Source organism: Rhizobium sp. O111 (assembly GCF_055616315.1).
Genome location: NZ_JBSHXL010000001.1, coordinates 2,405,682 through 2,429,211 on the forward strand (window position 1 = coordinate 2,405,682; position 23,530 = coordinate 2,429,211).

26 protein-coding genes are annotated in these 23,530 nt (G+C 62.4%); 12 read left to right on the forward strand and 14 right to left on the reverse strand.

The features are described from left to right. Position 1 precedes the first annotated feature (1 nt). A complete protein-coding gene (locus ACVTFQ_RS12235) occupies positions 2-406 on the forward strand; it encodes a type II toxin-antitoxin system HicB family antitoxin (RefSeq protein WP_111562960.1) in 405 nt (134 codons plus the stop codon). Position 407: 1 nt separating this feature from the next. On the opposite strand, the gene ACVTFQ_RS12240 is transcribed toward ACVTFQ_RS12235, so the two are convergent. The 10 genes from ACVTFQ_RS12240 to ACVTFQ_RS12285 form a co-directional block, all read right to left on the reverse strand. Beyond that, the gene (locus ACVTFQ_RS12240; protein WP_111562961.1) at positions 408-1,148 is read right to left on the reverse strand and encodes a metallophosphoesterase family protein; all 741 of its coding nucleotides are present in this window, start codon (positions 1,146-1,148) and stop codon (positions 408-410) included. 3 nt (positions 1,149-1,151) lie between these two features. After that, complete coding sequence (gene uraH, locus ACVTFQ_RS12245; protein WP_018897258.1) at positions 1,152-1,508, reverse strand: hydroxyisourate hydrolase; 357 nt, start codon at positions 1,506-1,508, stop codon at positions 1,152-1,154. Further along, positions 1,505-2,005, reverse strand: coding sequence for an ureidoglycolate lyase (locus ACVTFQ_RS12250; RefSeq protein WP_111563016.1), 501 nt, complete (start codon positions 2,003-2,005; stop codon positions 1,505-1,507). The genes uraH and ACVTFQ_RS12250 overlap by 4 nt, the downstream gene beginning before the upstream one ends. 5 nt (positions 2,006-2,010) lie before the next feature. After that, complete coding sequence (locus tag ACVTFQ_RS12255) at positions 2,011-2,373, reverse strand: HepT-like ribonuclease domain-containing protein (RefSeq protein ID WP_047506317.1); 363 nt, start codon at positions 2,371-2,373, stop codon at positions 2,011-2,013. Further along, complete coding sequence (locus ACVTFQ_RS12260; protein WP_111562962.1) at positions 2,370-2,660, reverse strand: nucleotidyltransferase family protein; 291 nt, start codon at positions 2,658-2,660, stop codon at positions 2,370-2,372. The genes ACVTFQ_RS12255 and ACVTFQ_RS12260 overlap by 4 nt, the downstream gene beginning before the upstream one ends. A gap of 41 nt (positions 2,661-2,701) precedes the next feature. Further along, the gene (locus tag ACVTFQ_RS12265; protein ID WP_111562963.1) at positions 2,702-2,995 is read right to left on the reverse strand and encodes a nucleotidyltransferase family protein; all 294 of its coding nucleotides are present in this window, start codon (positions 2,993-2,995) and stop codon (positions 2,702-2,704) included. A gap of 60 nt (positions 2,996-3,055) precedes the next feature. Beyond that, positions 3,056-3,553: a 2-oxo-4-hydroxy-4-carboxy-5-ureidoimidazoline decarboxylase gene (uraD, locus tag ACVTFQ_RS12270; protein ID WP_111562964.1), complete on the reverse strand. Its 498-nt coding sequence runs from the start codon at positions 3,551-3,553 to the stop codon at positions 3,056-3,058. Further along, complete coding sequence (puuE, locus tag ACVTFQ_RS12275; protein ID WP_111562965.1) at positions 3,553-4,476, reverse strand: allantoinase PuuE; 924 nt, start codon at positions 4,474-4,476, stop codon at positions 3,553-3,555. Before puuE ends, uraD begins: the two co-directional genes overlap by 1 nt. 98 nt (positions 4,477-4,574) lie before the next feature. Then, positions 4,575-5,297: a DUF1045 domain-containing protein gene (locus ACVTFQ_RS12280; RefSeq protein ID WP_111562966.1), complete on the reverse strand. Its 723-nt coding sequence runs from the start codon at positions 5,295-5,297 to the stop codon at positions 4,575-4,577. Positions 5,298-5,520: 223 nt separating this feature from the next. Further along, positions 5,521-6,699: an NAD(P)/FAD-dependent oxidoreductase gene (locus ACVTFQ_RS12285; RefSeq protein WP_111562967.1), complete on the reverse strand. Its 1,179-nt coding sequence runs from the start codon at positions 6,697-6,699 to the stop codon at positions 5,521-5,523. Between ACVTFQ_RS12285 and mnmC2 the strand changes: the two genes are divergently transcribed. Beyond that, positions 6,698-7,438 carry a tRNA (5-methylaminomethyl-2-thiouridine)(34)-methyltransferase MnmC2 gene (gene mnmC2, locus ACVTFQ_RS12290; protein ID WP_111562968.1) on the forward strand — a complete coding sequence of 247 codons (741 nt, stop codon included), beginning with the start codon at positions 6,698-6,700 and terminating at the stop codon, positions 7,436-7,438. The two genes, ACVTFQ_RS12285 and mnmC2, sit on opposite strands and share 2 nt — an antisense overlap. 27 nt (positions 7,439-7,465) lie before the next feature. Here mnmC2 and ACVTFQ_RS12295 read toward each other — a convergent pair whose 3' ends face one another. Further along, on the reverse strand, positions 7,466-10,684 hold the full coding sequence (locus ACVTFQ_RS12295) for a response regulator (RefSeq protein WP_112950304.1): 3,219 nt from the start codon (positions 10,682-10,684) through the stop codon (positions 7,466-7,468). Between the two features lie 279 nt (positions 10,685-10,963). Here ACVTFQ_RS12295 and ACVTFQ_RS12300 point away from each other — a divergent pair, with 279 nt between their 5' ends. Together ACVTFQ_RS12300 and ACVTFQ_RS12305 are read left to right on the forward strand one after the other, a co-directional pair. After that, the gene (locus ACVTFQ_RS12300; protein ID WP_111562969.1) at positions 10,964-11,335 is read left to right on the forward strand and encodes a hypothetical protein; all 372 of its coding nucleotides are present in this window, start codon (positions 10,964-10,966) and stop codon (positions 11,333-11,335) included. Between the two features lie 352 nt (positions 11,336-11,687). Then, a complete protein-coding gene (locus ACVTFQ_RS12305) occupies positions 11,688-13,382 on the forward strand; it encodes a DEAD/DEAH box helicase (RefSeq protein WP_111562970.1) in 1,695 nt (564 codons plus the stop codon). A 157-nt stretch (positions 13,383-13,539) separates the two neighbouring features. Here the strand turns inward: ACVTFQ_RS12305 and ACVTFQ_RS12310 are convergent, their stop codons facing one another. Next, entirely contained in the window at positions 13,540-14,268 is a 729-nt protein-coding gene (locus ACVTFQ_RS12310) for a hypothetical protein (RefSeq protein ID WP_111562971.1), read from the reverse strand. A gap of 299 nt (positions 14,269-14,567) precedes the next feature. On the opposite strand from ACVTFQ_RS12310, the gene ACVTFQ_RS12315 reads away from it, so the two are divergent. From ACVTFQ_RS12315 to ACVTFQ_RS12335, 5 genes are all read left to right on the forward strand, one after another. Then, the gene (locus ACVTFQ_RS12315) at positions 14,568-15,884 is read left to right on the forward strand and encodes a hypothetical protein (protein ID WP_146618495.1); all 1,317 of its coding nucleotides are present in this window, start codon (positions 14,568-14,570) and stop codon (positions 15,882-15,884) included. 66 nt (positions 15,885-15,950) lie between these two features. After that, a complete protein-coding gene (gene csgH, locus ACVTFQ_RS12320; RefSeq protein WP_111562973.1) occupies positions 15,951-16,274 on the forward strand; it encodes a curli-like amyloid fiber formation chaperone CsgH in 324 nt (107 codons plus the stop codon). Beyond that, positions 16,271-16,774, forward strand: a complete 504-nt coding sequence (locus ACVTFQ_RS12325) for a hypothetical protein (RefSeq protein WP_470423899.1) — start codon at positions 16,271-16,273, stop codon at positions 16,772-16,774. The genes csgH and ACVTFQ_RS12325 overlap by 4 nt, the downstream gene beginning before the upstream one ends. Before the next feature lie 2 nt (positions 16,775-16,776). Beyond that, the gene (locus ACVTFQ_RS12330; protein WP_313760256.1) at positions 16,777-17,199 is read left to right on the forward strand and encodes a curli production assembly/transport component CsgF; all 423 of its coding nucleotides are present in this window, start codon (positions 16,777-16,779) and stop codon (positions 17,197-17,199) included. A gap of 68 nt (positions 17,200-17,267) precedes the next feature. Further along, positions 17,268-18,125, forward strand: coding sequence for a CsgG/HfaB family protein (locus ACVTFQ_RS12335; RefSeq protein WP_113200176.1), 858 nt, complete (start codon positions 17,268-17,270; stop codon positions 18,123-18,125). Positions 18,126-18,152: 27 nt separating this feature from the next. On the opposite strand, the gene ACVTFQ_RS12340 is transcribed toward ACVTFQ_RS12335, so the two are convergent. Further along, positions 18,153-19,052 (reverse strand): DMT family transporter, encoded by a 900-nt coding sequence (locus ACVTFQ_RS12340; protein WP_111562976.1) that lies wholly within the window; start codon positions 19,050-19,052, stop codon positions 18,153-18,155. A 355-nt stretch (positions 19,053-19,407) separates the two neighbouring features. On the opposite strand from ACVTFQ_RS12340, the gene ACVTFQ_RS12345 reads away from it, so the two are divergent. From ACVTFQ_RS12345 to ACVTFQ_RS12355, 3 genes are read left to right on the forward strand one after another with little or no spacing between them, the layout of a single operon-like run. Further along, on the forward strand, positions 19,408-20,817 hold the full coding sequence (locus ACVTFQ_RS12345; protein WP_018897244.1) for a circularly permuted type 2 ATP-grasp protein: 1,410 nt from the start codon (positions 19,408-19,410) through the stop codon (positions 20,815-20,817). A 4-nt stretch (positions 20,818-20,821) separates the two neighbouring features. Beyond that, a complete protein-coding gene (locus tag ACVTFQ_RS12350; protein WP_111562977.1) occupies positions 20,822-21,763 on the forward strand; it encodes an alpha-E domain-containing protein in 942 nt (313 codons plus the stop codon). A 12-nt stretch (positions 21,764-21,775) separates the two neighbouring features. Beyond that, positions 21,776-22,600: a transglutaminase family protein gene (locus tag ACVTFQ_RS12355; RefSeq protein ID WP_111562978.1), complete on the forward strand. Its 825-nt coding sequence runs from the start codon at positions 21,776-21,778 to the stop codon at positions 22,598-22,600. Here the strand turns inward: ACVTFQ_RS12355 and ACVTFQ_RS12360 are convergent. Continuing rightward, the gene (locus tag ACVTFQ_RS12360; protein ID WP_111562979.1) at positions 22,554-23,438 is read right to left on the reverse strand and encodes a transglutaminase-like domain-containing protein; all 885 of its coding nucleotides are present in this window, start codon (positions 23,436-23,438) and stop codon (positions 22,554-22,556) included. The two genes, ACVTFQ_RS12355 and ACVTFQ_RS12360, sit on opposite strands and share 47 nt — an antisense overlap. Positions 23,439-23,530: the final 92 nt, after the last annotated feature.

Genomic DNA, 23,530 nt, shown 5'->3' on the forward strand with positions numbered 1-23,530 from the left:
CATGCGCAACTATATCGGACTCATCCACAAGGACGCCGGGAGCGACTACGGCGTCTCCTTTCCGGATTTTCCCGGCGCCGTCACGGCTGGCTCGACGCTGGACGAGGCGCGTGAAATGGCGGAAGAAGCTCTGGCATTTCACGTCGAAGGTTTAATCGAGGACGGCGAGACGCTTCCACAACCCTCTTCGCTCGAAACCGTCATGGCCAACCCGGAGAATAAGGACGGCGTCGTTATCCTCGTCTCGCTGAAAGCAGCGTCCAGCAGGGCCGTGCGCATCAATGTGACGCTGCCGGAAGATGTTCTGGCCCGCATCGACGCCGTCGCCGCAGCAGCCGGCCTCTCGCGCTCCGCCTTTCTCGCCAAGGCCGCGAAGCATGAGATCGAGCGCAACGCGGCCGCTTGATTTAGCGCACCCACCCCGTCGCCAGCGCACTCGCCCAGCCGTCGCGCCCGTTCTCCCGCGCCAGCCGCGACATCGCCATATGGTCGTACGCAACGGTCCGGAACTGCGGCGCGAAACCGGACGCGGTCTTTTCGACAATGCAATAGGACGCCAGCGGATGTCCGGCCTCGACCTTGTGCTCATAGGGCGTGTCGTCGCTGTAGCCGGGGCAGCCGACGCTGCCGGGATTGACGATCAGCCTGCCGTCGCTGAGACGCACCATGCGCGGCACATGGCTGTGGCCGCAAAGGATCAGCTTCTGCTCGATCCCCTCGGCCAGAGCCTCGATCTCCTCGAGAGGCTTCAGGAAGACATGACCGTCTGGCGAGACGGATTCCAGCCAATAGGTTTCGTCATGCTTAGGCGTTGCGTGGCAGAGATAGACCTCGTCGCGGTAGACCGCGCTGAACGGCAGGCTCCGCAGCCAGCCGAGATGCGCGGCCGATAATTGCCCATAGGCATGCTGCTCCCAGGAGGGCATGGCGTCGGCGGGGCTTTCGGTCAGGTAGCGGTCGTGATTGCCGCGCACCGTCAGCGCATCGAGCGACATCAGCCGGTCCGCCGCCTTGCCGGCCTCGAGCGGCCCGCTCAGGCAATCGCCGAGATTGACGATCTCGGAAATCCCCTGCGCTTCGATATCGGCAAGCACGGCTTCCAGCGCCAGGTGGTTGCCGTGCACATCGGCAATCGCGGCAAAACGCATCGCTCAGCTCCCGCGATAGGTCGAATAGCCATAGGGCGAGATCAGGAGCGGCACGTGATAATGCGCGCTCTCGTCGGCGATGCCGAAGCGGATTGGCACGAGGTCGAGGAAGGCGGGATGCGGGAGCGCAGCACCAGTGCCACGCAGATAATCGCCGGCATGAAACAGAAGCTCGTAGGTCCCGGCCCTAAAACTCTCGCCAACAAGGATCGGCCCGCCATCGACGCGGCCATCGGCATTGGTGACGACGGTTTTCACATGCCGGCGAACCTCGGCCTCGATATGGAAGAGCTCGATCTTCAACCCCTCGGCCGGCTTGCCGGAGGCGGTGTCGAGGACATGGGTGGTCAATCCGGTCATGAAATGGGCTCGCTGATAATAAAGGGAGTGTCGAAGAAATATTCTTCCAGATTGTTGCCCGGCCCGTCGCGATCGACAACCAGGAAATCGCTGACGGCGCCAAGCGACATCAAGGGATGGTGCCAGACATTGCGCCCATAATTCACGCCCTGATCGCCGCGCGCCAAAAACACCTGCGGACGCCCCGGCTTGCCGCTCTCGTCCTCGGACACCACGACCAGAAACGGCCGGCCGGAGATCGGCGAGAAACTCTGGCTGCCGAACGGATGCCGCTCCATCATGCCAACCGTGTAAGGGAAATCGCGCGGCTGCCCGCGAAACAGGTTGATGATCACACGCGCGCCCTCGCCCACGACGTCGGCCGACGCCAGCGCGTGAAACCGCTCCGTGGTGCCGTTGTTGATATACCGCATCGTATCAGGATCGGCTTCGATGACCTCGCCGAACGGCGCGAAGGCGGCTTTGGTCAGCGGCTGGATATCGAGGAAGTCTGTCACGTCGGTCATTCGCCTTGTATGCGCCAGTGGCGTAGGGATTCGAGCTCGGAAATCAGCGTCTGCAGGTCACGACGCACGGTGGTCCAGATCGCGGGAAGATCGGCGCGATAATAGTCGTGAACCATCAGATTGCGCATGCCCCGGATCTGCGCCCAGGGTATCTGCTCATGCTCACGAGGAAACTCCGGATGATTGCTGGCGATCCGCGATGCCGCCTCGCCGAGCAACACCAGCGACATGGTCACCGCAAGCTGCGTGCGCACGTCGGACAGGAAAGCCTGCTCGTCCATGTCTTCGGTCAGCATCCGCGCCTGCTCGGCGGCGGCCTGCATCCTACCGATGTAATCGACCAGCCTCTCCGCGCTCATATGCGGGTCGCTTCCGACAAAACACGCTCGCGAATGTTCTCAGGCAAGCCGCCCGGCGTCACCAGATCCACCTTCACCCCCAGAATATCCTTCAACTCTTCCAACAACCCACCGAGATCGAAAAGAGACGTCCCCGGCAGTGTGTCGACGAGAATATCAAGATCGCTATCCGCCCGATCCTCGCCGCGCGCCACCGAACCGAACACACGCGGGTTCGCCGCGTTGAAGCGCGTCGTCGCCTCGCGGATCGCCTGCCTGTTCTGCTCCAGCACTTCCGATGGCCTCATCGTCTTCTCACGCTACCATTCGGCAAGAATAATGGTCGAATTCATATCGGCTTCGCCTCTTCGAGAACGCGCCGCCGGACATCTTCGGGAAAGTCGCCCGGTATCAAAAGGTGTATCGGCGTACCCAGCATCATCTGCTCGAGTTCATCGAGCAAACCACCGAGATCAAGAAGTGTCGCGCCGGGCAACGCGTCCACCAGAATATCCAGATCGCTATCCGCCCGATCCTCGCCCCGCGCCACCGATCCGAACACACGCGGGTTCGCCGCGTTGAAGCGCATGGTCGCCTCGCGGATAGCCTGCCTATTTCTCTCCAGCACTTCCGATGGTCTCATCGTCTACGCTCCCTCTCGACGACTATAAGCGGCGGACCGACAAGAGAAAAGCGGCGTCGCTCAGCGCGAGGGCAGAAGCGCCTCAAGCCGCAGCAGCGCGATGCGCTCCACCTGCGCCGTCGCCGTTTCGAATTCCGCGTCGCGGCTGTTGTCGATGCGCTTTTCGAAGGCAGCGAGGATCGCCTGCTTGTCGAGACCCTTCACCGCGATGATGAAGGGAAAGCCAAATTTTTCGACATAGGCACGGTTGAGTTCGGTGAAGCGCTGATGCTCCTCCGGGCTCAGCCGGTCGAGCCCGGCGCCGGCCTGTTCCTTTTTGCTGTCCTCGGTCAACTCACCGGCGATTGCCAGACGGCCGGCGAGATCCGGGTGGGCGCGCAGAACGCCGAGGCGCTCCTCCGGGCTCGCGGCGCGGAAGATCGCCACCAGCGCCGTGTGCACGCGGTCGACGTCGAGCGTCTCGCCGACGAAACCGTCGTCGAAGGCCCGCTCGGCGATGAAGGGCGAGTGTTCGAAGACGCCACCGAAGCGGGAGATGAATTCGTCGCGCGCGATCATCAGATGGTCTCCGGTCTGTGGTGCTTGTGCCAATGCTCGGCGATCTCGATGCGGCGCGGGATCCACACCTTCTCGTGGTCCAACACATATTGCATGAAGCGCTTCAGCGCCGCCGCGCGGCCCGGGCGGCCGACAAGCCGGCAATGCAGGCCGATCGACATCATCTTCGGGCTGCCCGCCCCGCCCTCTTCATAAAGCGTGTCGAAGGCATCCTTGAGATAGGTGAAGAACTGGTCGCCCGAGTTGAAACCCTGCGGCGTCGCAAAGCGCATGTCGTTGGTTTCGAGCGTATAGGGGATGATCAGGAACGGCTTGCCATCCACGCCCTTCACCCAGAAAGGCAGATCGTCGGCGTAGCTGTCCGACGAATAGAGAAAGCCGCCCTCCTCCTGCACCAACCGCAGCGTGTTGTCAGATGGCTTGCCCTGGTACATACCGTAGGGCCGCTCGCCTGTTAGTTCGGTGTGCAGCCGCACGGCTTCGAGGATATGCTTGCGCTCCAGCTCTTCCTGGAAATCCTTGTATTCCAACCAGCGGTAGCCGTGGCTGGCGATTTCCCAGCCGGCTTCCTTCATCGCCGCCACCGCCTCGGGGTTACGCGCCATGGCCTGCGTCACACCATAGACGGTCGCCTGCACCTTGAGCTCGGTGAACATCCGCCACAGCCGCCAGAAACCGGCTCGCGAGCCGTATTCATAGATCGATTCCATGTTGAGATTGCGCTGGCCGGGCCATGCGGCCGCGCCGACGATCTCCGACAGCAGGTTTTCCGAGGCCGCGTCGCCATCCAGAATGCAGCTCTCGCCGCCCTCTTCGTAATTGATGACGAACTGCACGGCGATATTGGCGCCGCCGGGCCATTTCGGGTCGGGGGTGTTGCGGCCATAGCCGACGAGATTGCGCGGGTAAGTCTCGGATACCATGAAATCACCTTCCAGAAAGTCGGCGAACGGTAACACCTCAAGAGCGAATGTCGAGACGGAAACTGCGCAACAGCCTTTTGCGCTTATCGCACAATCGCTTAGGCCGGAACGGGAACCCGCTCGCGCCGCGCGCTGACCTTGCCCATCGGATGCAGCGAATGCACCCGGAACGGCCCGCCATTGCCCTCTTCGACCATCAGCGCCACGTTCGATATCTTCACGGGATCGACGAGAACCGGCTCGAAAACGCTGCGCAGCGAGCGCTCGATGCGCGACATGTCGATCAGGCTGACCGGACCGGTCAAAGGCATGTGGAAGCGGAATTCGTCCATCACATAGGGGCAACCCCAGCGATGCAGATTGGCGAACTGCGCCGCCGAAAGCCCATCCGGATCGCTGCGCTCGATATCGGCATCGCTGAGCGGCGCGCGGAACTCGTCGAACTGCTGCACGATCGAGGACGCCAGATACTGGACGTTCTCGCAGGGCAGCGACGGCACCAGGCTGAAGATGCTACCGGTGCGCGCGACCTCGAGCCGCGGAATGGAAAACGGCGTGAGCGTGCCGCAGAAGCGCATCAGCTCCCGCAGGAGTTGCGGCTCCGACATCTCGGCCGCAAGCCGGAAGGGTGCCTTCAGCGCGCCGTGAAAACCGTAGCGCCGCGGCACCGCCGTATGAAAGGCGACCTCGTGGATGCTGAGCCCGCGGATCGCCGTGGGCTCGACCATCTCGCCGGAAAACACGTTTCGGCCAAGCCAATTGGCAGCCGCATGCGACAGCGGGTCATTCGCGGCGGGCGTGAAGCAGATGGCGTATCGCATGCAATTATCTCCGTCGGCACCAGGCGCGACTCGTCAGCGCGCCGCCGTTTTGCAAGCAGATAGGCGATTTGCATGACAGATTGACGAAGGATAGCGAGTGCTAATTCACGTTTAACGTGAATTGCCAAATATCTCGCGAAAGTGGCTGCTGATTTCAGGATTAAACAGCAAAAAACGGAAAAGCGTAAGCGAAACGAGAAAATTCAAGCGATCGCGAGGCACTTTAGCGTGAAGCGACGTGAATATGATTGATCAGGTGAAAGCTCTCGGGCACCGCAAACGGTATCGCGCTGCCAATAGCCATGTGCACAACCGCCTCGGCCAGCCGATGCGCAAGGCCGAAGCTGACCTTGAAGCCACCGGTCAGCGCCAGCAGTCTCTCATGCGCGGGATGCGGACCAATCATCGGGTCGCGGTCGATCGCCTTGGGGCGCAGCCCGGCCCAGCGCTCGATGACGGGCGCATCGCGCAGCAAGGGTACCAGCGCCCGCGCCTTCTCGACCAGAACATCCAGCTGCCCGTCGGTCGCAAAGGGTGCGTCGAAACGGTTCTCGCTGGTGCTGCCGATTGCGACATGCCCGCCCTCATGCGCCACCACATAAAGCCCGTCGCGGAAGATGGTCGGCAGCGATGGATCGATATCGGCCTTCAAAAGTGCCGACTGGCCCTTCACCGGCTGGCCGAGCGGCTGTGTCAGCCCTGCCGTATCGCGCGCCAGAAGCGGAAACGACTGGTAACCGGCCGCGACGATGCAATGTCCGAAGGCGATCGCACCGGCATCGGTCTCGGCGATCCCGCGCTCGGCGTCGATGCCGCGAACGGCTGAATTCTCGACGATGCGGACATGTTTGGCGCGGCGGAGAAAGGCTGCGAGCACACCCGTCAGCGATCGTGGCGCCACCCGGCCGGCCAGCGTGTCATGCACGAAGCCGCCCTCCATACCGGAAGCGTCCGGCCAGCCGGATACTGCGGGCGTATCGATCACATGCCAGTGGAAGCGGCGCTCTCCTGCGCGCCAATGGCTGTCGGCATCGGCGGAATGTCCGAGCGCGATATCGCGCAGATGCGGCTTGGGCAGCGGGATCAGGCGGCCGGAGCGGCGGTAGCCGGTCGACAGGCCCGTCTCGACCTCCAGCCGCGCCACCTCGGCCTCCAGCGCCACCAGCGCATCGAACTGAAACTGCTTCTTCGGGTTCCATTTATCCGGCATGTGCGGCATCAGCGCGCCGAGCAGGCCGCCGCTCGCCCCGCCTCCAAGCACGCCGGCATCGATCAGTACCGCGCCGATCCCCATGCGCTCGGCGTAGACAGCCGCCCAGAGCCCCATGATGCCGCCGCCGACGATCAACAGTTGAGTGGACGATTGACCCGAGGGCAAGGCCGGACTATCGGCTGTTGACATGACAGACATCGATCCCGATCAGATTAACTTGGCACAGGCTGAGATGGCGAACCGGCCGCTTGAATGGCGCGACGGCGATATGCCCTATTCGCCGGCATTTGGCGACCATTTTTATTGCCAGACCGACGGCCGCCTCGAATGCGGCCATGTCTTCCTCGCCGGAAACGGCCTGCCCGAGCGATGGGCCGTGGCGCAAAACTTCCTGATCGGCGAGCTCGGCTTCGGAACCGGCCTGAACTTCGCCGAGACATTCCGGAACTGGAAGCTGAGGCGCGCCGAAGGCCAGCACCTGCACTTCATGTCCTTCGAGCTCTACCCGATGCGGCGCGACGAGATCGACCGCGCGCTGTCGCACTGGCCGGAGATCGACGCCGAGCGCATCGCGCTCACCTCTGCATGGCCGGATATGCCCGAGGGAACCGTGTCCTTGAAGCTCGACGAGCAGACCACGCTCAGCGTCGTCTGCGGCCGTGCGCTCGATGGCGTGGCCGCCGCTAAGGCCGGCTTCGATGCCTGGTATCTGGACGGCTTCGCGCCGTCGCGAAATGCCGACATGTGGTCGCAGGAACTGATGACGCTGGTCTGTGAAAAGACGGTCCCAAATGGCACCTTCGCGACCTACGCAGCGGCCGGTTTCGTCCGGCGCAATCTGGGTGCGGCCGGCTTCGCGGTCGAGCGTCGTCCGGGCTTTGCCGGTAAGCGCGAAATGCTCTGCGGCGTCAAGCGCGCCGAGGGCTAGCCCCCCGGAGCTAGGTCGAGATCTGGATCAGCTCAGCGAAATCCCGCTCGCGCGGCCTTCCTTGCCGAGCCAGAGCGCGATCTTTTCTTCCAGCAGTTCCGGGCTGATCGGCTTGGCCATGTAGTCGTCCATGCCGGCATCGAGGCAGAGATCGCGGTCGGCGTCGAGCGCGTGCGCGGTAACGCCGATGATCGGCACGCGGTGCCCCTGCCCGCGCTCAAGCTCCCGGATGCGCCGCGCCGCGTCGTGGCCGTTCATGACCGGCATCGACACGTCCATCATGATGATGCGCGGCGTATAGGTCTCCCAGGCCTCAACGGCCTCTTCGCCGTTCTTGACGACGAGGAAGTTCAGCCCCGTCGCCTGCAGGATCTGCGTGAAGACGATCTGGTTCACCTCGTTGTCCTCGGCGACGAGCACGTCGATGAAGGATGGCGGCAGTCTTTCGTTGAGAGGTTCCGGCAAGAGCTCAGGTTCGAGCGGCGGTGCCTCGATAACGGGCCGCAGCGTCGGCGCCAGCCTGATCCGGTTGGTGCGCACGACATCGACGATGGTGTTGCGCAACACGTTGGCCCGTGCCGGCTTCATCAGATGCGCCTGGCCGTTCAGCGCCGCGAATTCCTTCTCGGTGCCCGAAATATCCATCGAGGTCAGGAAGACGATCGGCAAGTCGGCGAAGCGCTCGTCGGCGCGCAGCAGGCGGGCGATATCGGCGCCGTTCATGCCGGGGATCTGGTAGTCGAGGACCAGCGCATCGATCGAAACGCCGAGTGCGGATGCTTCCTCGAGAATGGCGAGCCCCTCGACGCCGTCTTCCGCGGCCGCGCCATCGAAGCCCCATTGCGTGAGCTGCTCGGTCAGGATCTGGCGGTTGACGGCGTTGTCGTCGATCACAAGCACGCGCGCGCCGCGCACATTGACCGGCAGCGGCCGGGGCTCCGCCCGCTTGGCGCCGACTGTAAACGGCAGGGTGACGGTAAAGACCGAGCCTTCGCCGACAGCGCTGTCGACCTCGATATAACCGCCGAACAGATCGACGAGACCGGCGGTGATCGCCAGCCCAAGCCCGGTGCCTTCGTGACGCCGCGTCGAGGAAGAATCGATCTGCGAGAACTTGCCGAAGATCTGGTCCAGCCTGTCCTTCGGCATGCCGATCCCGGTATCCTCGATGCGCAGCGTCGCCATGATCTCATCGGCCGCACCCGCGACATAGCCGAGCTCGACCAGCACATGGCCCCGCTCGGTGAACTTGACGGCATTGCCGACCAGATTGGTGACGATCTGCCGGAAACGCCCGGCATCGCCGATGATCGCCGCCGGCAAGCCTGGCATGACGCGCACCAGAAGCTCGATGCTCTTTTCCGCCGCCAGCGACGACAAGAGCGTCACCACGTCCTCGACGGCCTCAATCGGATCGAAGGTCACGCGGCGCAGCGTCATCTGCCCGGAATCGATCTTCGAGAAGTCGAGAATGTCGTTGATGATGGTCATCAGCGCATTGCCGGACTTGGTGATGATATCGACGAAGGTCTTCTGGCGCGTATCGAGGTTGGTTTTCGACAGCAGCTCCGCCATGCCGAGAACGCCGTTCATCGGCGTGCGGATTTCATGGCTCATATTGGCCAGGAACTCCGACTTCACCCGATCGGCGACCTCGGCGCGTTCGAGCAGGCTTTCGAGATCGCCTTCGCGGATCTTCATCGCCGAAATGTCGGTGAACAGCACCACCCAATGCCGGCGCGCGCTGACCATGACGTCCATCTGCACCCAGCGGCCATCGGGCATGCGAAACAGATGTGACGCGGGCTGGCCGTCGGCAAGCGCCTGGCCGATATCGTTGAGCAGGTGGTCGGCATCTTCCGAGAAATCACCGCGCTTGCCGCAAAAGGCCAGCATCTCGCGCCAGTTGCGCCCGACGGCGACGCGCTCGGATGCAAGGTCCAGCATCCCGGCCAGCGCATCGTTGCTGAGCAGGATTTCGCCATCCTGCAGCACGAGCAGCCCCTGCGACATCGCATGCGTCGCGTCACCCATCAGCTCGCCGAGGTTTTCGAGCTCCTCGCGGGCGGCGTGGATTTCGCGCTCATGTAGGCGCACGGCCGAGACATCGGCATAGGTGAGCAGGATGCGGTCGGTGGAGATCTTGCGGCTGTCGACCAGAAGGAACTTGTCGCCCCAGTTGATCTCGGCCGCCGCCGGCTGGTCGGAACGGAACTGATCGGTGCGGCGCGCCAGGATCTCCTCGGCCGTCACGCCGGGCGGATAGCGCCCCAGCGTGTGATTGTATTCGACAAGCTCGGCAAAGCCCTTGCCGTCGAACAGGCCTTCGGGCAGCTCCGAGATCGTATAGAAGGCGTGGTTGCCGTAGCGGATCGTCAGATCGCTCTCGAGGATCAGAACGCCGACCGGCAGAGAATTCAGCACGCGCGCCATGTCGCGATGGAGAATTTCGGTATGGGCCTGCGCCGCGATCAGCGCGCTTTCGCGCTCCTTCAGCAGCGAGACATCCGAGAAGGAACCGACCGTATAATGCCGACCGTCGTCGCCATCGATCCGGTTGATCTGCGCCAGGATCGGATAGACCCCGCCCTTGGCGCCAGGAACCAGGCTCTCGATATCGCGCGCCTCGCCCTTGGCCAGCGCCTGCACATGGCCGCGGCTTACCATGTCGCCGGCCGCCTTGCCGAACATCTCGCGCTCGGTCTTGCCCAACGCCTCGGCCCGCGGCAGTCCCGTCAACTGTTCGTAAGATGCGTTGGCATAGACCAGCCGGTGATCCTCGTCGCGCACGAAGGCGGCGACTGGAAGCGCCTCGATCACATCGCGCAGGAAATCGATATCCGTGTTGATTTCACCGAGCGCCCGCGTCGCCGGCCATTTCGGCCGCGCCGTCTTACGCGCTTCTTCGAACATGCCGAGCACGTAGATTCGTTCGTCCGACAGCGCGAAGCTCTCGATCCTCACGCGGTCATGGAGATCGCCTGTCGCGTCGAAGCAGAGCGCGCTTTCCTCGCTGCCGAACACCAGCGCGCGGCGCTCCTTGTCCTCGCGGTCCTGCTCGTCGGGGCGATCGAACAGCTCGCGGCTGCGGCGGCCGATGAAATCGGAAATCTCCTTGCCGAAGAAATCCGCATAGGCCTGGTTGACCGCGACATAGCGCAGTTCGCTGTTCTTGACATAGGCAGGGTTGTCCAGATCCGCGATCCGGCGGCATGCCAGTTCGAGAATGTCCCCGTTCGGTCCCAAAAACACCTGCTCCACCATGAAAACACTAGGCAAATTGCTACGTCATCGACCATAGCCGAGAGGCGTTTAACAACGAATTAACCATGACCCGGCCGGATAAAAATAACACTGCAAATTGAGAAGAGTAGAAGAAGAGCATGCGTGGTTGCAGTGGCTGATGCTCCTGTCGTCGCCAAGCAAAACCTCGAAAATCGTGCTAAAATCGCAGCCATTTCTTGAGGCCGCCGCGATCTTCTGCTGCCGGCCTCAAGAACAACTCTTCCGCTATAGGAGGCGAACATGTCCGTACTTCATAAAAGCATGGCAACCGGCTCTATCCTGCTCACGCTGACAGCGGCGACGCTGACATCAGCCTCGCCGGCGATAGCGCATGAACATTACGCCTGGGGCGGCGCCGCGGCCGGCTTCGTCGGCGGTGTGCTGCTGTCGCAGGCGCTGCGCCCCTACCCCTACACATATGGCTATCCCGACGGCTACGGTTATCCCTATACCTACGGCTATCGCTACGGATATCCCTATAGGGCGTACCGGCCCTACCGCGCCTATCCGGTCTACCGCACGCATTATGTCCAGCCCTATCGCACCTGCCATCTCGAATGGCGGCGCAACGGATGGGGCGAGGCCTACCGCGTTCGCGTCTGCCCGTACTGACATTAGCCGATCGCCCGACCACGGCGCGCGATACGCCTCCCGCGCCGTGGCCCTGCTCGGCCTTTTGCGCCCCTCCCCTTGACTTTCCGGCCGAACTAGACCAAATGCAGGCCAGCTTTCACCTTCCGGCCGCCGCGTGAGCGTGCCCCTGCCAGCAAATAGGATGCAGGAAGAAGGACAAAAGCGCATTTCGAATGGACCGCATCCCAAGGGACGCGGCAGAAGCGCTGGAAAGCTTTTTCCAACAAGACAAGTTCCCACTTCACGCGGGGTGCTTGACGCCAGAGTAACACCGGACCGCACCCCCGCGTTCCGGCGATTTTGTTTTGGCGCGCCCTAAAAAGGTTATGACTTGACCAATTTTGAATCGCTTGGTGTCTCCAAGCCGATCGTCGCCACATTGTTCCAGCTCGGCATCGAAAAGCCGACCCCTATCCAGGAAAAGGCGATCCCGCTTCTTCTCGAAGGCCGCGACCTGATCGGCCTTGCCCAGACCGGCACCGGCAAGACGGCCGCATTCGGCCTGCCGCTGATCGAAAAGCTGATCCCGGAAGAACGCCGCCCCGACAACCGTACCACCCGTACGCTGATCCTGGCGCCGACCCGCGAACTGGTGAACCAGATCGCCCAGAACCTGAAGAACTTCCTGCGCAAGTCGCATCTGCGCATCAACGTCGTCGTTGGCGGCGTGTCGATCAACAAGCAGCAGCTGCAGCTTGAAAAGGGCACCGACATCCTGGTTGCCACCCCCGGCCGCCTGCTCGATCTCGTCGCCCGTCGCGCAATCGGCCTCACCGCCGTGCGCTACCTCGTGCTCGACGAAGCCGACCAGATGCTCGACCTCGGCTTCGTGCACGACCTGCGTAAGATCTCCAAGATGGTGCCGAAGCGTCGCCAGACGATGCTCTTCTCCGCCACCATGCCGAAGGCGATCGCCGATCTGGCCGCCGACTTCCTGACCGATCCGGTCAAAGTCGAAGTGACGCCTCCGGGCAAGGCTGCCGACAAGGTCGAGCAGTATGTCCACTTCGTCAACGGCAAGAACGACAAGACCGACCTTCTGAAGAAGTCGCTCTCCGAAAACCCCGATGGCCGCGCCATCGTCTTCCTGCGCACCAAGCACGGCGCCGAGAAGCTGATGAAGCATCTCGAGCATGTCGGCTACTCCGTCGCCTCGATCCACGGCAACAAGAGCCAGGGTCAGCGCGAGCGCGCGCTGAAGGCCTTCAAGGACGGCGAGATCAAGACACTGATCGCGACCGACGTCGCGGCTCGCGGCATCGACATCCCGGCTGTCAGCCACGTCTACAACTACGATCTGCCTGAAGTGCCCGACGCCTACGTTCACCGCATCGGCCGTACGGCTCGCGCCGGTCGCGATGGTATCGCGATCGCTTTCTGCGCTCCTGATGAAACCCGTCTGCTGCGCGATATCGAGCGCCTGATGAACATCTCGATCGCGGTTGCCTCTGGCGAAGCACCGGCCAACATGAACGCGGCACCGAAGCGCGGCAATGGCGGCAACCGTGGCCAGGGCCAGGGTCGTGGCGGTGAAGGTCGTGGTGGTGAAGGCCGCGGCAACGCCCGCGCCGGTCGCCCCGAGCGCCGTCCGCGCCCGGAAGCTGGCGAGGAAGTGCGCGCCAACGAGGAACGCCGTGAGCGTCGTCCCCGTCCGGAACGCCAGACGCAGCGCAACGAGGACTTCCGCGGCCAGCGTCGCGGCGAAGTCGCGCCCGTCACGGCAGGCCCGGACAACGATCTCGCCTCGACCTCGGATTTTCGTGGCGCAGGCCAGGCCCGCAAGCAGCAGCGCCCGCAGCACGGCAACCACGCCCATGGCGACGCCAACCGTCACCAGCCCGGCGGCGGCGCCCGCAATGCCCCCCGCAACGGCCAGGGTCGTCCGGCCCGCAAGCATGGCGAAGACCGTGGCGCACAGCAGAATGCCGGTGGCGAACGCGGCGAACGTCGCGAAGGCAACGGCGGCAACCGCCGCGGCGGCCCCTCGCGCGGCGGCAATGGCGGCCAGCGTCGCGAACGCGCGTAAGGTTTAAGCGCTTCGTTTAAATAGCGGCATGCGCGAAAAAGCCTTGCAGGCAACCGCAAACGCCTGAAGAACAAAGACCCCGAGACCGGAAACGGCCTCGGGGTCTTTGTTTGAGCGATACGCAAACCCGGCCGCCTATCGGCCCATCGGCGCAAGACTATCTTTGCGCATCCATATCCATCTGCTCGACTTCGACGGGGCTGACTTCGCCAAGCTTGATCCTGGCGGGCGCCTTCGCCGGCTGCCTCGCTGGTTTCGCAGCCTGCGCCCCGCGTGCCTGAACTGCCTGCGAAATTGCAGCCGCCAGCGCCTTTCCATCGACCTTGCCATCCGCCGCGCCGGCGCTCTTCGGAGCGGCGGGTGCCGTAGGCTTGCCCGCGACAGCCGCCGCCGGCATTGGTTGGCCGATACGCCCGGCCCAAACCTTGACCGGCCCGATGGCACCGGCAGCGACATCGAACGGGCACTCGTAGGTATGGCGCACCCACTGCCCGCGCGGCGTCAGAAAGCGAATGGAATCACCGCGATAAACGACGACGGGCGACGCGCCGCCGACAGGGTCCGCCTCCTGGAAAACGCCGGTAAAGGGTCGCGTGAGCCAGTCGAAATCGATCGGCGCCCTTGCCTCGATCGCGCGCGTGCAGGCCGGACCGGCGCGATCCATGTTGGCGATGACGCAGGCGGTATCGCAGCCCTGAGGCGAAGGCGCGGCAGACCCCGCGGCCTGTGCCGGCGCAGCACCGGGTGCAGCTTGAGCCTGTCCCCCATTCGACGGTGCAGAAGCCGCCTGCGCAAGAGCGCCGTCCGCGATCGCCAGAAGCACAACGCCAGCCAGAACAGTACGCACGACCATGCTTGAACGGACCGACATTGCCGATTCAACCATTAACCCCTCCCCACGCAAAAACGCACATGACCACACAAGTGTAAAAGTCATTAATACCATGAATATCTATAGCAACAGTTTTACGAAATGTCAGATCGATTCTTTATGATAACATTTTGCATTGCAGCAAACAAAAATAGAGTCTTATCTATACATGAAAACTTCATAACATTAACTATTGCTTAATAATTGCAACCGTGAAAAGAATATCCCGACTGTATCGTTTCGCGACTGAAGCGAGTTACGGCACCCCTTGGACGAAGGGGCTCAACAAGATCGATCAAACAGGAGGACTTGTAATGAGAGGGATTGTTTTCGCGTCAACTACGGCGCTGGGTGTGATCTTTGCTTCGGCAGCGTTTGCTGACAGTAATACTGTGTATTTGTATCAGTCTGGCGAAACGCAGAAGGCCGATATCAAACAGAGCAACAACAACAACTCTGTCGGAACGAGCACCAGCGCGTTCGTTCAGGAGAATGGAACAGGCTACGGTTACAACAACCTGAAGGTTGACCAGTGGGCCGGCGGCAATACCATTGGCCTTTACGGCCTCAGCAAACAATCAGGCACCGGCAACAATGTCAGCATCAGCCAGCTTGGTGGCGGCAATGTCGAACTGCTTCAGATAGGCTCGTACAACGGCACCGGCAGCCTGATCAACAGCTATGGCGCTGCGGGCGATATCCTGCAGAGCGGCAGCAACGCGAAGATGTCGGTCATCCAAAACGGCAGCTACAACGGCTTCAACATCTGGCAGGGCGGAAACTACAGCAACCTGAATCTGACCCAGGCAGGCGACAACCAGAAGGCAGTCGTTCGTCAAGCGTTCGGCGGCACGGACTATAGCGTCCTGAACAATAATAATCCTGCCACCTATGGCAAAGCCTACCCGAGCGACCACGCCTCCAGCGGTACCATCACCATCAATCAGGGCCTTGGCGGCGGCGGTTCGCAGGGCTTCGTTTACGCCGTTCAAGGCGGCGGCGACTGGAACAGCATGTCGCTCGGACAGGATGGCATGTCGCAGACTGCATCGGTCTGGCAAGACGGCGCGAGCAACAGTGTGACATCGTACCAGACCGGCTACAACAATTCGCTCGGCAAGGTCGGTCCCGGAACAAACGCGCCCTTCTACCAGATCGGCTCCAATCAGCAGCTGCTCAACACCCAGACTGGCACGAACAACACGGTGACCGGCATCCAGAAGGACTCGCTGAACTACATCAGCACCTATCAGTCCGGCAACGGCTCGACTGCAGACTTCGACCAGAGCAACAGCTACCAGCAGGCTTACAACTTTCAGTACGGCACGGATGTTCTGGTCGCCAAGCAGTCCGGCGGCACCGGCAACTACCTGATGAACGTCCAGGCAGATGTCGCCACCGCGACGATCACCCAGACCGGCACGGGTAACAGGAGCACCGGTTCACAGTCCGGCGGCTGGGGCTCGTATACCAATACGGCAGTCGTCGCCCAGAGCGGAAACTACAACGAGTCCGTCTACGCTCAGACAGGCGCCAACAACAACCTGAACCTGACGCAGAACGGAAATTACAACACTTCGAACCTTACCCAGACCGGCAACAACAACATCGCTATGGTCCAGCAGAACTAACGGCAAAAGACGGGGCGCCTCGGCGCCCCGTCACCTTCCGCAAATGATTTGAGGGGGATGTGCGGGATGGATGCCGCCGATACGGGGACACCGCCGGTGATCTCGTGCCACATCGAGGCTGACAAGTCTCGGGGCGCGATCAATGTGCATGGCGTGATCGTCAGCATTTCGCCGGCGACCGGCCGCTATATCTTCGAGATAAACAAGGAAGGCAGGAGCGGCAGCTCTTCCGTCCAGCAATCCGGAAACTTCACGCTGTCCGTCGGCGAAACGGTCGGCGCCGGCCAGAGCAAGGTCGACTTCAGCAAGGGCACCCGCGTGAGAGCCCGCCTGTCCGGCGAAGGCCTCGGACAGAAATTCAGCTGCGATTTCGACGAGATTTCCAAATGACCCGCGCAACGCTTCCAATCCACGCCGCGATGATCGCGGCCCTCGTCACGCTCGGCCTTTCCGCCGGCGGCGCCATGGCCCAACAGGCCGACGGATCGGTCTATACCGACCTCTCCGGCTATCTGGTCGGTGGCAGCAGCGATGCGGTTCCGCAAACCGTGCAGGCTCCGCAGAGCGAGCAGCCGCTCGGGACCGGCTACAACACGTCATCGGTCAACCAGACGGGCAGCAACAACGAGACCGCGCTGATCCAGCAGGACTTTGCCAACACCGCGACCCAGACACAGATCGGCGACAACAACGTCTCCTCACTGACATTGACCGGCAATTCTAACAACGTCTCGACCCTGCAGGTCGGCAATTCCAACAGCTTCAGCCTCAATCTCACAGGCAGCAACAATACGGTCTCGCAGTCTCAGGTCGGCAGCAACCTGAGCTACGGCATCTCCAGCACGATGAGTGGAAAATCCATCACGATCAATCAGACAGGAGCCAAATAGCCATGAGGATGCGTGTATCTGTAATCGCTTTCGCAGCGTTCTCTTTAAGTGCAATGAGCAGCCACGCCGGCGCGCTCGTCTACCAGCCGGTCAACCCCGCCTTCGGCGGCAGCCCTCTCAACGGCAACTGGCAGATGTCGCAGGCCCAGGCGCAAAACCAGTATACGAAAAGCGGTGCCGGTCCCTCGTCGCTTTCGCCATCGCAGACCACCGGCCAGATCTTCGCCAGTCAGCTGACCAGCCAGCTCTACGGCTCGCTCGCCAACCAGATCACCCAAGCGATCTTTGGCGCCAATGCCCAGACCAGCGGCACCTATACGCTGGCCGGGACGACGATCTCCTTCGTGCGCGTCGGCGGCGAAATCCAGATCGCCATCAACGATGGCACCTCCGTCACCAATATCTCCGTTCCCGCAGCACCGTGAACCGCACCATGCATCATCTTGTAAAACAGGCAGTCTCCTGTATCCGCGTAACCGCCCTGCTCAGCACGATGCTTCTCGCCGGCTGCGTCCAGGGGGGGCCCAAGCGTGAACCGCTCGAAGAGCGCCCGATCGTGGCCCGCCCGTCGCCGACGGCGGTCAATCTCGAAAACTTGCCGCCCCCGTCGCGCAAGGTCAGCATCGCCGTCTACCAGTTCCCGGATCTCACCGGTAAGAACGAGCCGAACGAGAACGTCGCGGTCTTCTCGCGCGCCGTCACGCAAGGCGGCTCCGGTCTCATCATCGATGCGCTGAAGCGGGCTGGCAACGGCAACTGGTTCACGGTGGTCGAGCGCACCGGCCTCAACGATCTCCTGCAGGAGCGCCAGCTGATCCGCGCCACCCGTCAGGAATACACCCAGGATATCGCAAAGCCGCTGCCGCCGATCCTGTTTGCCGGCCTTCTCGTCCAGGGCGGCATCCTGACCTACGACGCCAACACCATCACGGGCGGCGTCGGCGCGAACTTCCTCGGTATCGGCGGCGACGTCCAGTATCGCCGCGATGTCGTGACCGTTGGCGTGCGCATCGTCTCGGTACAAACAGGCGAGGTTCTGTCGAGCGTTACGACGACGAAGACGATCTATTCGACCGGCATCAATGCCAGCGTCTACAAGTTCGTCTCCGTCGACAAGCTGCTGCAGGTCGAAGCCGGCGTGACACGCAACGAGCCGACGCAGTTCGCCGTGCGCCAGGCGATCGACCTCGCGGTCTATTCCGCCGTCATCGAAGGCGTGCGCAACCACATCTGGAGCTTCGCCGATCCAAGCGTGGGCGAACGGCTGGTGCAGCAATATATCCAGCGCGACAAGCCCAGCGAGGCGGAGGCCATGAAGGTGGCCGAAAGCAGCACGACGCCGAAGTCCTGATGCCGGACATCTGCTAGCTGGAGCGCTCTACTGCGCCTGCTCGCGCAGCGGCGCTGCCGCCTGCCGGTTGGTCAGATAGACGCCGGTGACGACCACGATGGTGCCGATAATGAGCGGCAGGGTCAGCGGTTCGCCGAAGGCGATGAAGGCCTCCAGCGCCACGGTCGGCGGCATCAGGTAGATCAGCGATGCCGCGCGCGACACCTGCCCGCGTCGGATCAGATAGAGAAGCAGCCCGACGCCACCCATCGACAGGCCGAAGACCGACCAGACGAGAGCCGCCACCGCCGTTGCCGACCCGTCGAAATGCATGCGCTCGAAGCTGAGCATCAGCGGCACGCTGACGATGAGCGCGCCGACATATTGCAGCGTCGCGATGGCAGGCAGATTTCCGGCCTGCAGATGTTTCTTCTGATAGAGCGTTCCATAGGTGACCGACGCCATCGCCAAGAGGTTGATGGCGAGCGGCACGAGGGCATGGGCGAGATTGGCGTTGGCGGGATCGAAGAGCTTCGGCGAGATGGCAATCGCGATGCCGACGAAGCCGAGCGCGAGCCCGGCCTTCTGCACCGCCTGCAGCCTTTCGCCGATCAGTACAGGTGCGGCCATCGCCGTCAGAAGCGGCTGCAGCGCCGCGATGATGCCGGAGATACCCGCCGGCACGCCATTGGCGATCGCCCACCACAGGCCGCCGAGATAAAAGCCGTGCAGGAAGAGTCCCGAATAGATCGCTTTCCACATGACCGCCCTATCCGGCCATTGCACCCTGATGACGAGACAGAGCGCCAGAAACGCGACCGCCGACAGCGCGAAGCGCGCGGAAAGAAAGGTGAAGGGCTCGGAATGGATGGCCGCGTATTTCGCCACGACCCAGCCGGTGGACCAGAGAAGAACGAAGATGGCGGGTGCGAGGCGATCGAGCGACATGGGCGGCCTTGGAAAACGGAAATGGGCCGAGATAGCCGCTGCGGGTGCCGGCAGTCAAAGGCGAAGCGTTGATGCTTATTGTAAGTTTCATTGAAGCCGTCGCAAAATCGCTCCAGCATCTCGATCGCCCGAAAATGAATCGCGCCACGCGTGGAAAATAATCACATGCTCATGTTTTAAGCGGCGAGATACAATTGCTCTTTGTCGCCCCGGCGCTACCTTCCCGGAAATGCTCAGTTTTTCGGCTCTTTCGGCCGATCGTTACGATTTTAGGAATCTTCCGTTTGAACTGAGCATGGTTCTTGCATTGCTTTCTCCGTTGTACTCAAATGAAGAAAAAAGGGGAGCCACACCTTTGGCATTTGATGAAATGATCACCGGGGACGAAAGCCCTCGACAGCCATATGAAAAATACTTTGAGTGGTACAATAATCAGGATCGCGCGCATCTGATCGCCAAATCCCGCGACGCGGAAAACATCTTCCGCAAGACCGGCATCACCTTCGCTGTCTATGGCCACGCCGACAGTTCCGAAAAGCTTATCCCCTTCGATATCATCCCCCGCGTCATCTCCGGCCGCGAATGGCGCAAGCTCGCGCAGGGCATCGAGCAGCGCGTCATCGCGCTCAACGCCTTTCTCGACGACATCTACCACAAGCAGGAGATCATCCGCGCCGGCCGCATTCCGCGCGAGCTGATCGAGAAGAACGATGCCTTCCTGCCCGAGATGATCGGCTTCCGCCCGCCCGGCGGCGTTTACACCCACATCGTCGGCACCGATATCGTGCGCACCGGCGAGGACCAGTTCTACGTTCTGGAAGACAATGCCCGTACGCCGTCCGGTGTCAGCTATATGCTGGAAAACCGTGAGACGATGATGCACATGTTCCCGGAGCTGTTCCACGAGAACAAGGTGCGCCCGGTCGAGGATTACCCCTATCTGCTGCGCCAGTCGCTCGCCTCGCTCGCCCCTCCCGGCTGCAAGGGCAAGCCGCGCGTCGCCGTGCTGACGCCAGGCATCTACAACTCCGCCTATTACGAGCACTCCTTCCTCGCCGACACCATGGGCGTCGAACTGGTCGAGGGCTCGGACCTTCGCGTCATCGACGGCAAGGTGAAGATGCGCACCACGCGCGGCTACGAGGCGATCGACGTGCTCTACCGCCGCGTCGACGACGACTTCCTCGACCCCCTCACCTTCCGCCCGGATTCCGCCCTCGGCATCCCCGGGATCATGGATGTTTACCGCTCCGGCAACATCACCATCGCCAACGCGCCGGGCACCGGCATCTGCGACGACAAGGCGATCTATTCCTATATGCCCGAGATCGTCGAGTTCTACACCGGCCGCAAGGCGCTTCTGGAAAACGTGCCGACCTGGCGCTGTTCGGAAGCCTCCAGCCTCAAATACGTGCTGGAGCACCTGGAAGAGCTCGTCGTCAAGGAAGTGCACGGCTCCGGCGGCTACGGCATGCTGGTCGGCCCGACCGCGTCCAAGAAGGAACGCGCCGATTTCGCCGAGAAGCTGCGCGCCAAGCCGAGCAACTACATCGCCCAGCCGACGCTCTCGCTGTCGACGGTGCCGATCCTCGTCAACAAGGGGATCGCGCCGCGCCACGTCGACCTGCGTCCCTACGTGCTGGTCTCCGACAAGGTGCAGATCATTCCCGGCGGGCTTACCCGCGTTGCGCTGAAGCAGGGCTCGCTGGTGGTCAATTCCAGCCAGGGCGGCGGCACCAAAGACACCTGGGTATTGGAGGATTGATCTGATGCTCGGAAGAACCGCAAACGGCCTCTACTGGATGTTCCGTTACTTCGAGCGCGCCGAGAATATCGCGCGCCTGATCGATGCCGGCATCCGCATGTCGCTGACCAGAAGCAGCGGCAGCGACGACAACTGGGACGGCGTGCTGCAGAGCGCCGGAGTCCGCGAAGCCTATGACGAGGGCCATTCGAAGCTGACCGGCCCCGATGCCATCGACTACCTGCTGCGCGACCGCACCAACCTGTCGAGCGTCATGTCCTGCGTCGATTTCGGCCGCAACAACGCCCGCATGGTGCGCACGGCGCTCACCCGTGAGACCTGGGAAGCGACCAACGAGTTCTGGATCGAGCTCAAGGATCTCCTGTCGAAGCGGCTGAAGCCCGCCGACCTGCCGCAGGCAATCGACGTCATCAAGCACCGCGCCGGCCTGATCCGCGGCGCGCTGCACGGCTCCATGCTGCGCAACGAGCTCTACAACTTCGCCCGCATCGGCACCTTCATCGAGCGCGCCGACAACACCAGCCGCATCCTCGACGTGAAATATTACGTGTTGCTGCCGGCCGTCTCGGCCGTCGGCACCTCGATCGATAACGTCCAGTGGGAATCGATCCTGCGCTCGGTCTCCGCCCACCGCTCCTACAGTTGGGCCTATGACGGCGAATACCGCGCGACCAACATCGCCGACTTCCTGATCCTCAACGGCCAGATGCCGCGGTCGCTCGCCTATTGCTACGAGAAGATCACCAGCGAACTCGGCCACCTCGCCACCGATTACGGCGAGCGGCTGAAGGCGCACGACACCGCCGACGCCATCCGCCAGTCGCTGAAGAAGCAGGCGATCAAGGACATCATGGATCAGGGCCTGCATGAATTCCTCGAAGACTTCGTCTCACGCAACAACCAGCTCGGACAGGAAATTTCCGATGGTTACCGGTTCTACGTCTAGGCGGGTCGCGACATGAAACTGAAGATTAGCCACGTCACCGAATACCGATACGACGAGCCATCCGCTTTCTCGCTGCAGCGCCTGCGGCTGACACCGCCGTCCGGTCCGGGCCAAAAGGTGCTGAGCTGGTCGCTGCATGTCGAGGGCGCCAAGCCTGAAGTCGAGTATGACGACCAGTTCGGCAACCACGTCAACTTGGTCTCGCTGGAAGGCGAGCAACAGGTGACGCGCATCGTCGCCGAGGGCGAGGTCGAAACCGAGGATCTGAACGGCGTCACCGGCCCACACGCGGGCTTCTGCCCGCTCTGGCTCTTCCTGCGCGACACGCCGCGCACCAAGCCCGGCAAGCTGGTGAAGGAACTGATCAAGGGTGTCAGCGGCGACAACGAGCTTGGCCGCATGCATGCGCTGATGGGCGCGATCCACGAAACGGTGAACTACCAGCCCGGCACCAGCGACGTCGAGACCACGGCCGAGCAGGCGCTGGAAAAGAAGACCGGCGTCTGCCAGGACCACGCCCACATCTTCGTCGCAGCCGCCCATGCGCTCGGCGTTCCCGCGCGCTACGTCTCCGGCTATCTGATGATGGAAGAAAAGATAGAGCAGGCGGCAACCCATGCCTGGGCCGAAGCGCATATTCCCGGCCTCGGCTGGGTCGGCTTCGATCCCGCCAACAAGATCTGCCCGGACGAGCGCTATGTGCGCATCGCCAGCGGCCTGTCCTACAAGGACGCAGCGCCCGTCTCCGGCATGCGCATCGGCACGCCGGGCGAAAAGCTGCAGGTGATCGTCAAGGTCGCGGACCAGGGGCAATCTCAGAGTCAGTCCCAGAGCTAGAAATCAGCGGCATCGGCGGCAGGGTATCGCCAGTCACGATCTCATCGGTAACGACCTCGAACTGCGCCAGCCGCGCCGGGCCAAACGCCGTGGAGATTGCGACGTCCGTGGCATCGCGGCCGGTCGCCATCAGGATACGGCCGATGCGCGGGGTGTTGTGGCGCGCATCCACCGTGTGCCAATGGCCGCCGAGGTAGACCTCGAACCAGGCGCTGAAATCCATCGGCGCCGGATCCTTGGGCACCCCGATATCGCCGAGGTAGCCGGTGCAGTAGCGCGCCGGAATGTTCATGCAACGGCAAAGCGTAATCGCCAGATGCGCGAAATCCCGGCACACGCCGGTTCTGTCCGTGTAGCCGCCATGCGCGGTGCGCAGGAGATCGGCGTTCATGTAATCGAAGCGGATATGGCCGTGCACGAAATCGGTGATCGCCTGCACGCGGGTCCATCCGGGCGCGGTGGCCGAGAAGGTCTCCCAGGCGAAATCGGCGAGCCTGTCCGTGTCGCAGTAGCGGCTGCCGAGCAGAAAGACGAGCACCTCGTCAGGCAGGTCCTTGATCTCGTGCTGCACCGCATCGACGGGGATCACATCCGGCTGGCCGCTGTCGTAGATGTCGAAGCTGGTCGAGATGGTGGTGATCCCCGCGGGCGCCACGATGCGGGTGCAGGCATTGCCGAAATCGTCGGTGTAGCCCCACGCCTCGATAGGCTGGTCGAACTCCAGCACCTGCTCGGTCAGAAGATCGACCCGTCTCGAGGGATGGATGTTGAGCGTTAGAAGCATCGGCGTCGGCTGCACGCATTCATATCCTATCGTGAAACCGGCATGGATCTTCATGATCGTTCCTTCTCGAAAAGCGGCGTGGCGGCATTGGCGCGCTTTCAGGGAACGTCACCGGCACCGATCGGTTCCACGCGTGGCGGCCGGTT

Excerpts from the sequence above, each read along its gene's own strand:
- ACVTFQ_RS12260 (WP_111562962.1), bottom strand. The coding sequence starts at position 2,660 with ATGAGGCCATCGGAAGTGCTGGAGCAGAACAGGCAGGCGATCCGCGAG.
- csgH (WP_111562973.1), top strand. The coding sequence starts at position 15,951 with ATGGATGCCGCCGATACGGGGACACCGCCGGTGATCTCGTGCCACATC.
- ACVTFQ_RS12330 (WP_313760256.1), top strand. The coding sequence starts at position 16,777 with ATGAGGATGCGTGTATCTGTAATCGCTTTCGCAGCGTTCTCTTTAAGT.
- ACVTFQ_RS12340 (WP_111562976.1), bottom strand. The coding sequence starts at position 19,052 with ATGTCGCTCGATCGCCTCGCACCCGCCATCTTCGTTCTTCTCTGGTCC.
- ACVTFQ_RS12310 (WP_111562971.1), bottom strand. The coding sequence starts at position 14,268 with ATGGTTGAATCGGCAATGTCGGTCCGTTCAAGCATGGTCGTGCGTACT.
- ACVTFQ_RS12300 (WP_111562969.1), top strand. The coding sequence starts at position 10,964 with ATGTCCGTACTTCATAAAAGCATGGCAACCGGCTCTATCCTGCTCACG.
- uraH (WP_018897258.1), bottom strand. The coding sequence starts at position 1,508 with ATGACCGGATTGACCACCCATGTCCTCGACACCGCCTCCGGCAAGCCG.
- puuE (WP_111562965.1), bottom strand. The coding sequence starts at position 4,476 with ATGGTATCCGAGACTTACCCGCGCAATCTCGTCGGCTATGGCCGCAAC.
- ACVTFQ_RS12240 (WP_111562961.1), bottom strand. The coding sequence starts at position 1,148 with ATGCGTTTTGCCGCGATTGCCGATGTGCACGGCAACCACCTGGCGCTG.
- ACVTFQ_RS12255 (WP_047506317.1), bottom strand. The coding sequence starts at position 2,373 with ATGAGCGCGGAGAGGCTGGTCGATTACATCGGTAGGATGCAGGCCGCC.
- ACVTFQ_RS12280 (WP_111562966.1), bottom strand. The coding sequence starts at position 5,297 with ATGCGATACGCCATCTGCTTCACGCCCGCCGCGAATGACCCGCTGTCG.
- mnmC2 (WP_111562968.1), top strand. The coding sequence starts at position 6,698 with ATGACAGACATCGATCCCGATCAGATTAACTTGGCACAGGCTGAGATG.
- uraD (WP_111562964.1), bottom strand. The coding sequence starts at position 3,553 with ATGATCGCGCGCGACGAATTCATCTCCCGCTTCGGTGGCGTCTTCGAA.
- ACVTFQ_RS12335 (WP_113200176.1), top strand. The coding sequence starts at position 17,268 with ATGCTTCTCGCCGGCTGCGTCCAGGGGGGGCCCAAGCGTGAACCGCTC.
- ACVTFQ_RS12350 (WP_111562977.1), top strand. The coding sequence starts at position 20,822 with ATGCTCGGAAGAACCGCAAACGGCCTCTACTGGATGTTCCGTTACTTC.
- ACVTFQ_RS12285 (WP_111562967.1), bottom strand. The coding sequence starts at position 6,699 with ATGTCAACAGCCGATAGTCCGGCCTTGCCCTCGGGTCAATCGTCCACT.
- ACVTFQ_RS12315 (WP_146618495.1), top strand. The coding sequence starts at position 14,568 with ATGAGAGGGATTGTTTTCGCGTCAACTACGGCGCTGGGTGTGATCTTT.
- ACVTFQ_RS12235 (WP_111562960.1), top strand. The coding sequence starts at position 2 with ATGCGCAACTATATCGGACTCATCCACAAGGACGCCGGGAGCGACTAC.
- ACVTFQ_RS12325 (WP_470423899.1), top strand. The coding sequence starts at position 16,271 with ATGACCCGCGCAACGCTTCCAATCCACGCCGCGATGATCGCGGCCCTC.
- ACVTFQ_RS12360 (WP_111562979.1), bottom strand. The coding sequence starts at position 23,438 with ATGAAGATCCATGCCGGTTTCACGATAGGATATGAATGCGTGCAGCCG.
- ACVTFQ_RS12355 (WP_111562978.1), top strand. The coding sequence starts at position 21,776 with ATGAAACTGAAGATTAGCCACGTCACCGAATACCGATACGACGAGCCA.
- ACVTFQ_RS12265 (WP_111562963.1), bottom strand. The coding sequence starts at position 2,995 with ATGAGACCATCGGAAGTGCTGGAGAGAAATAGGCAGGCTATCCGCGAG.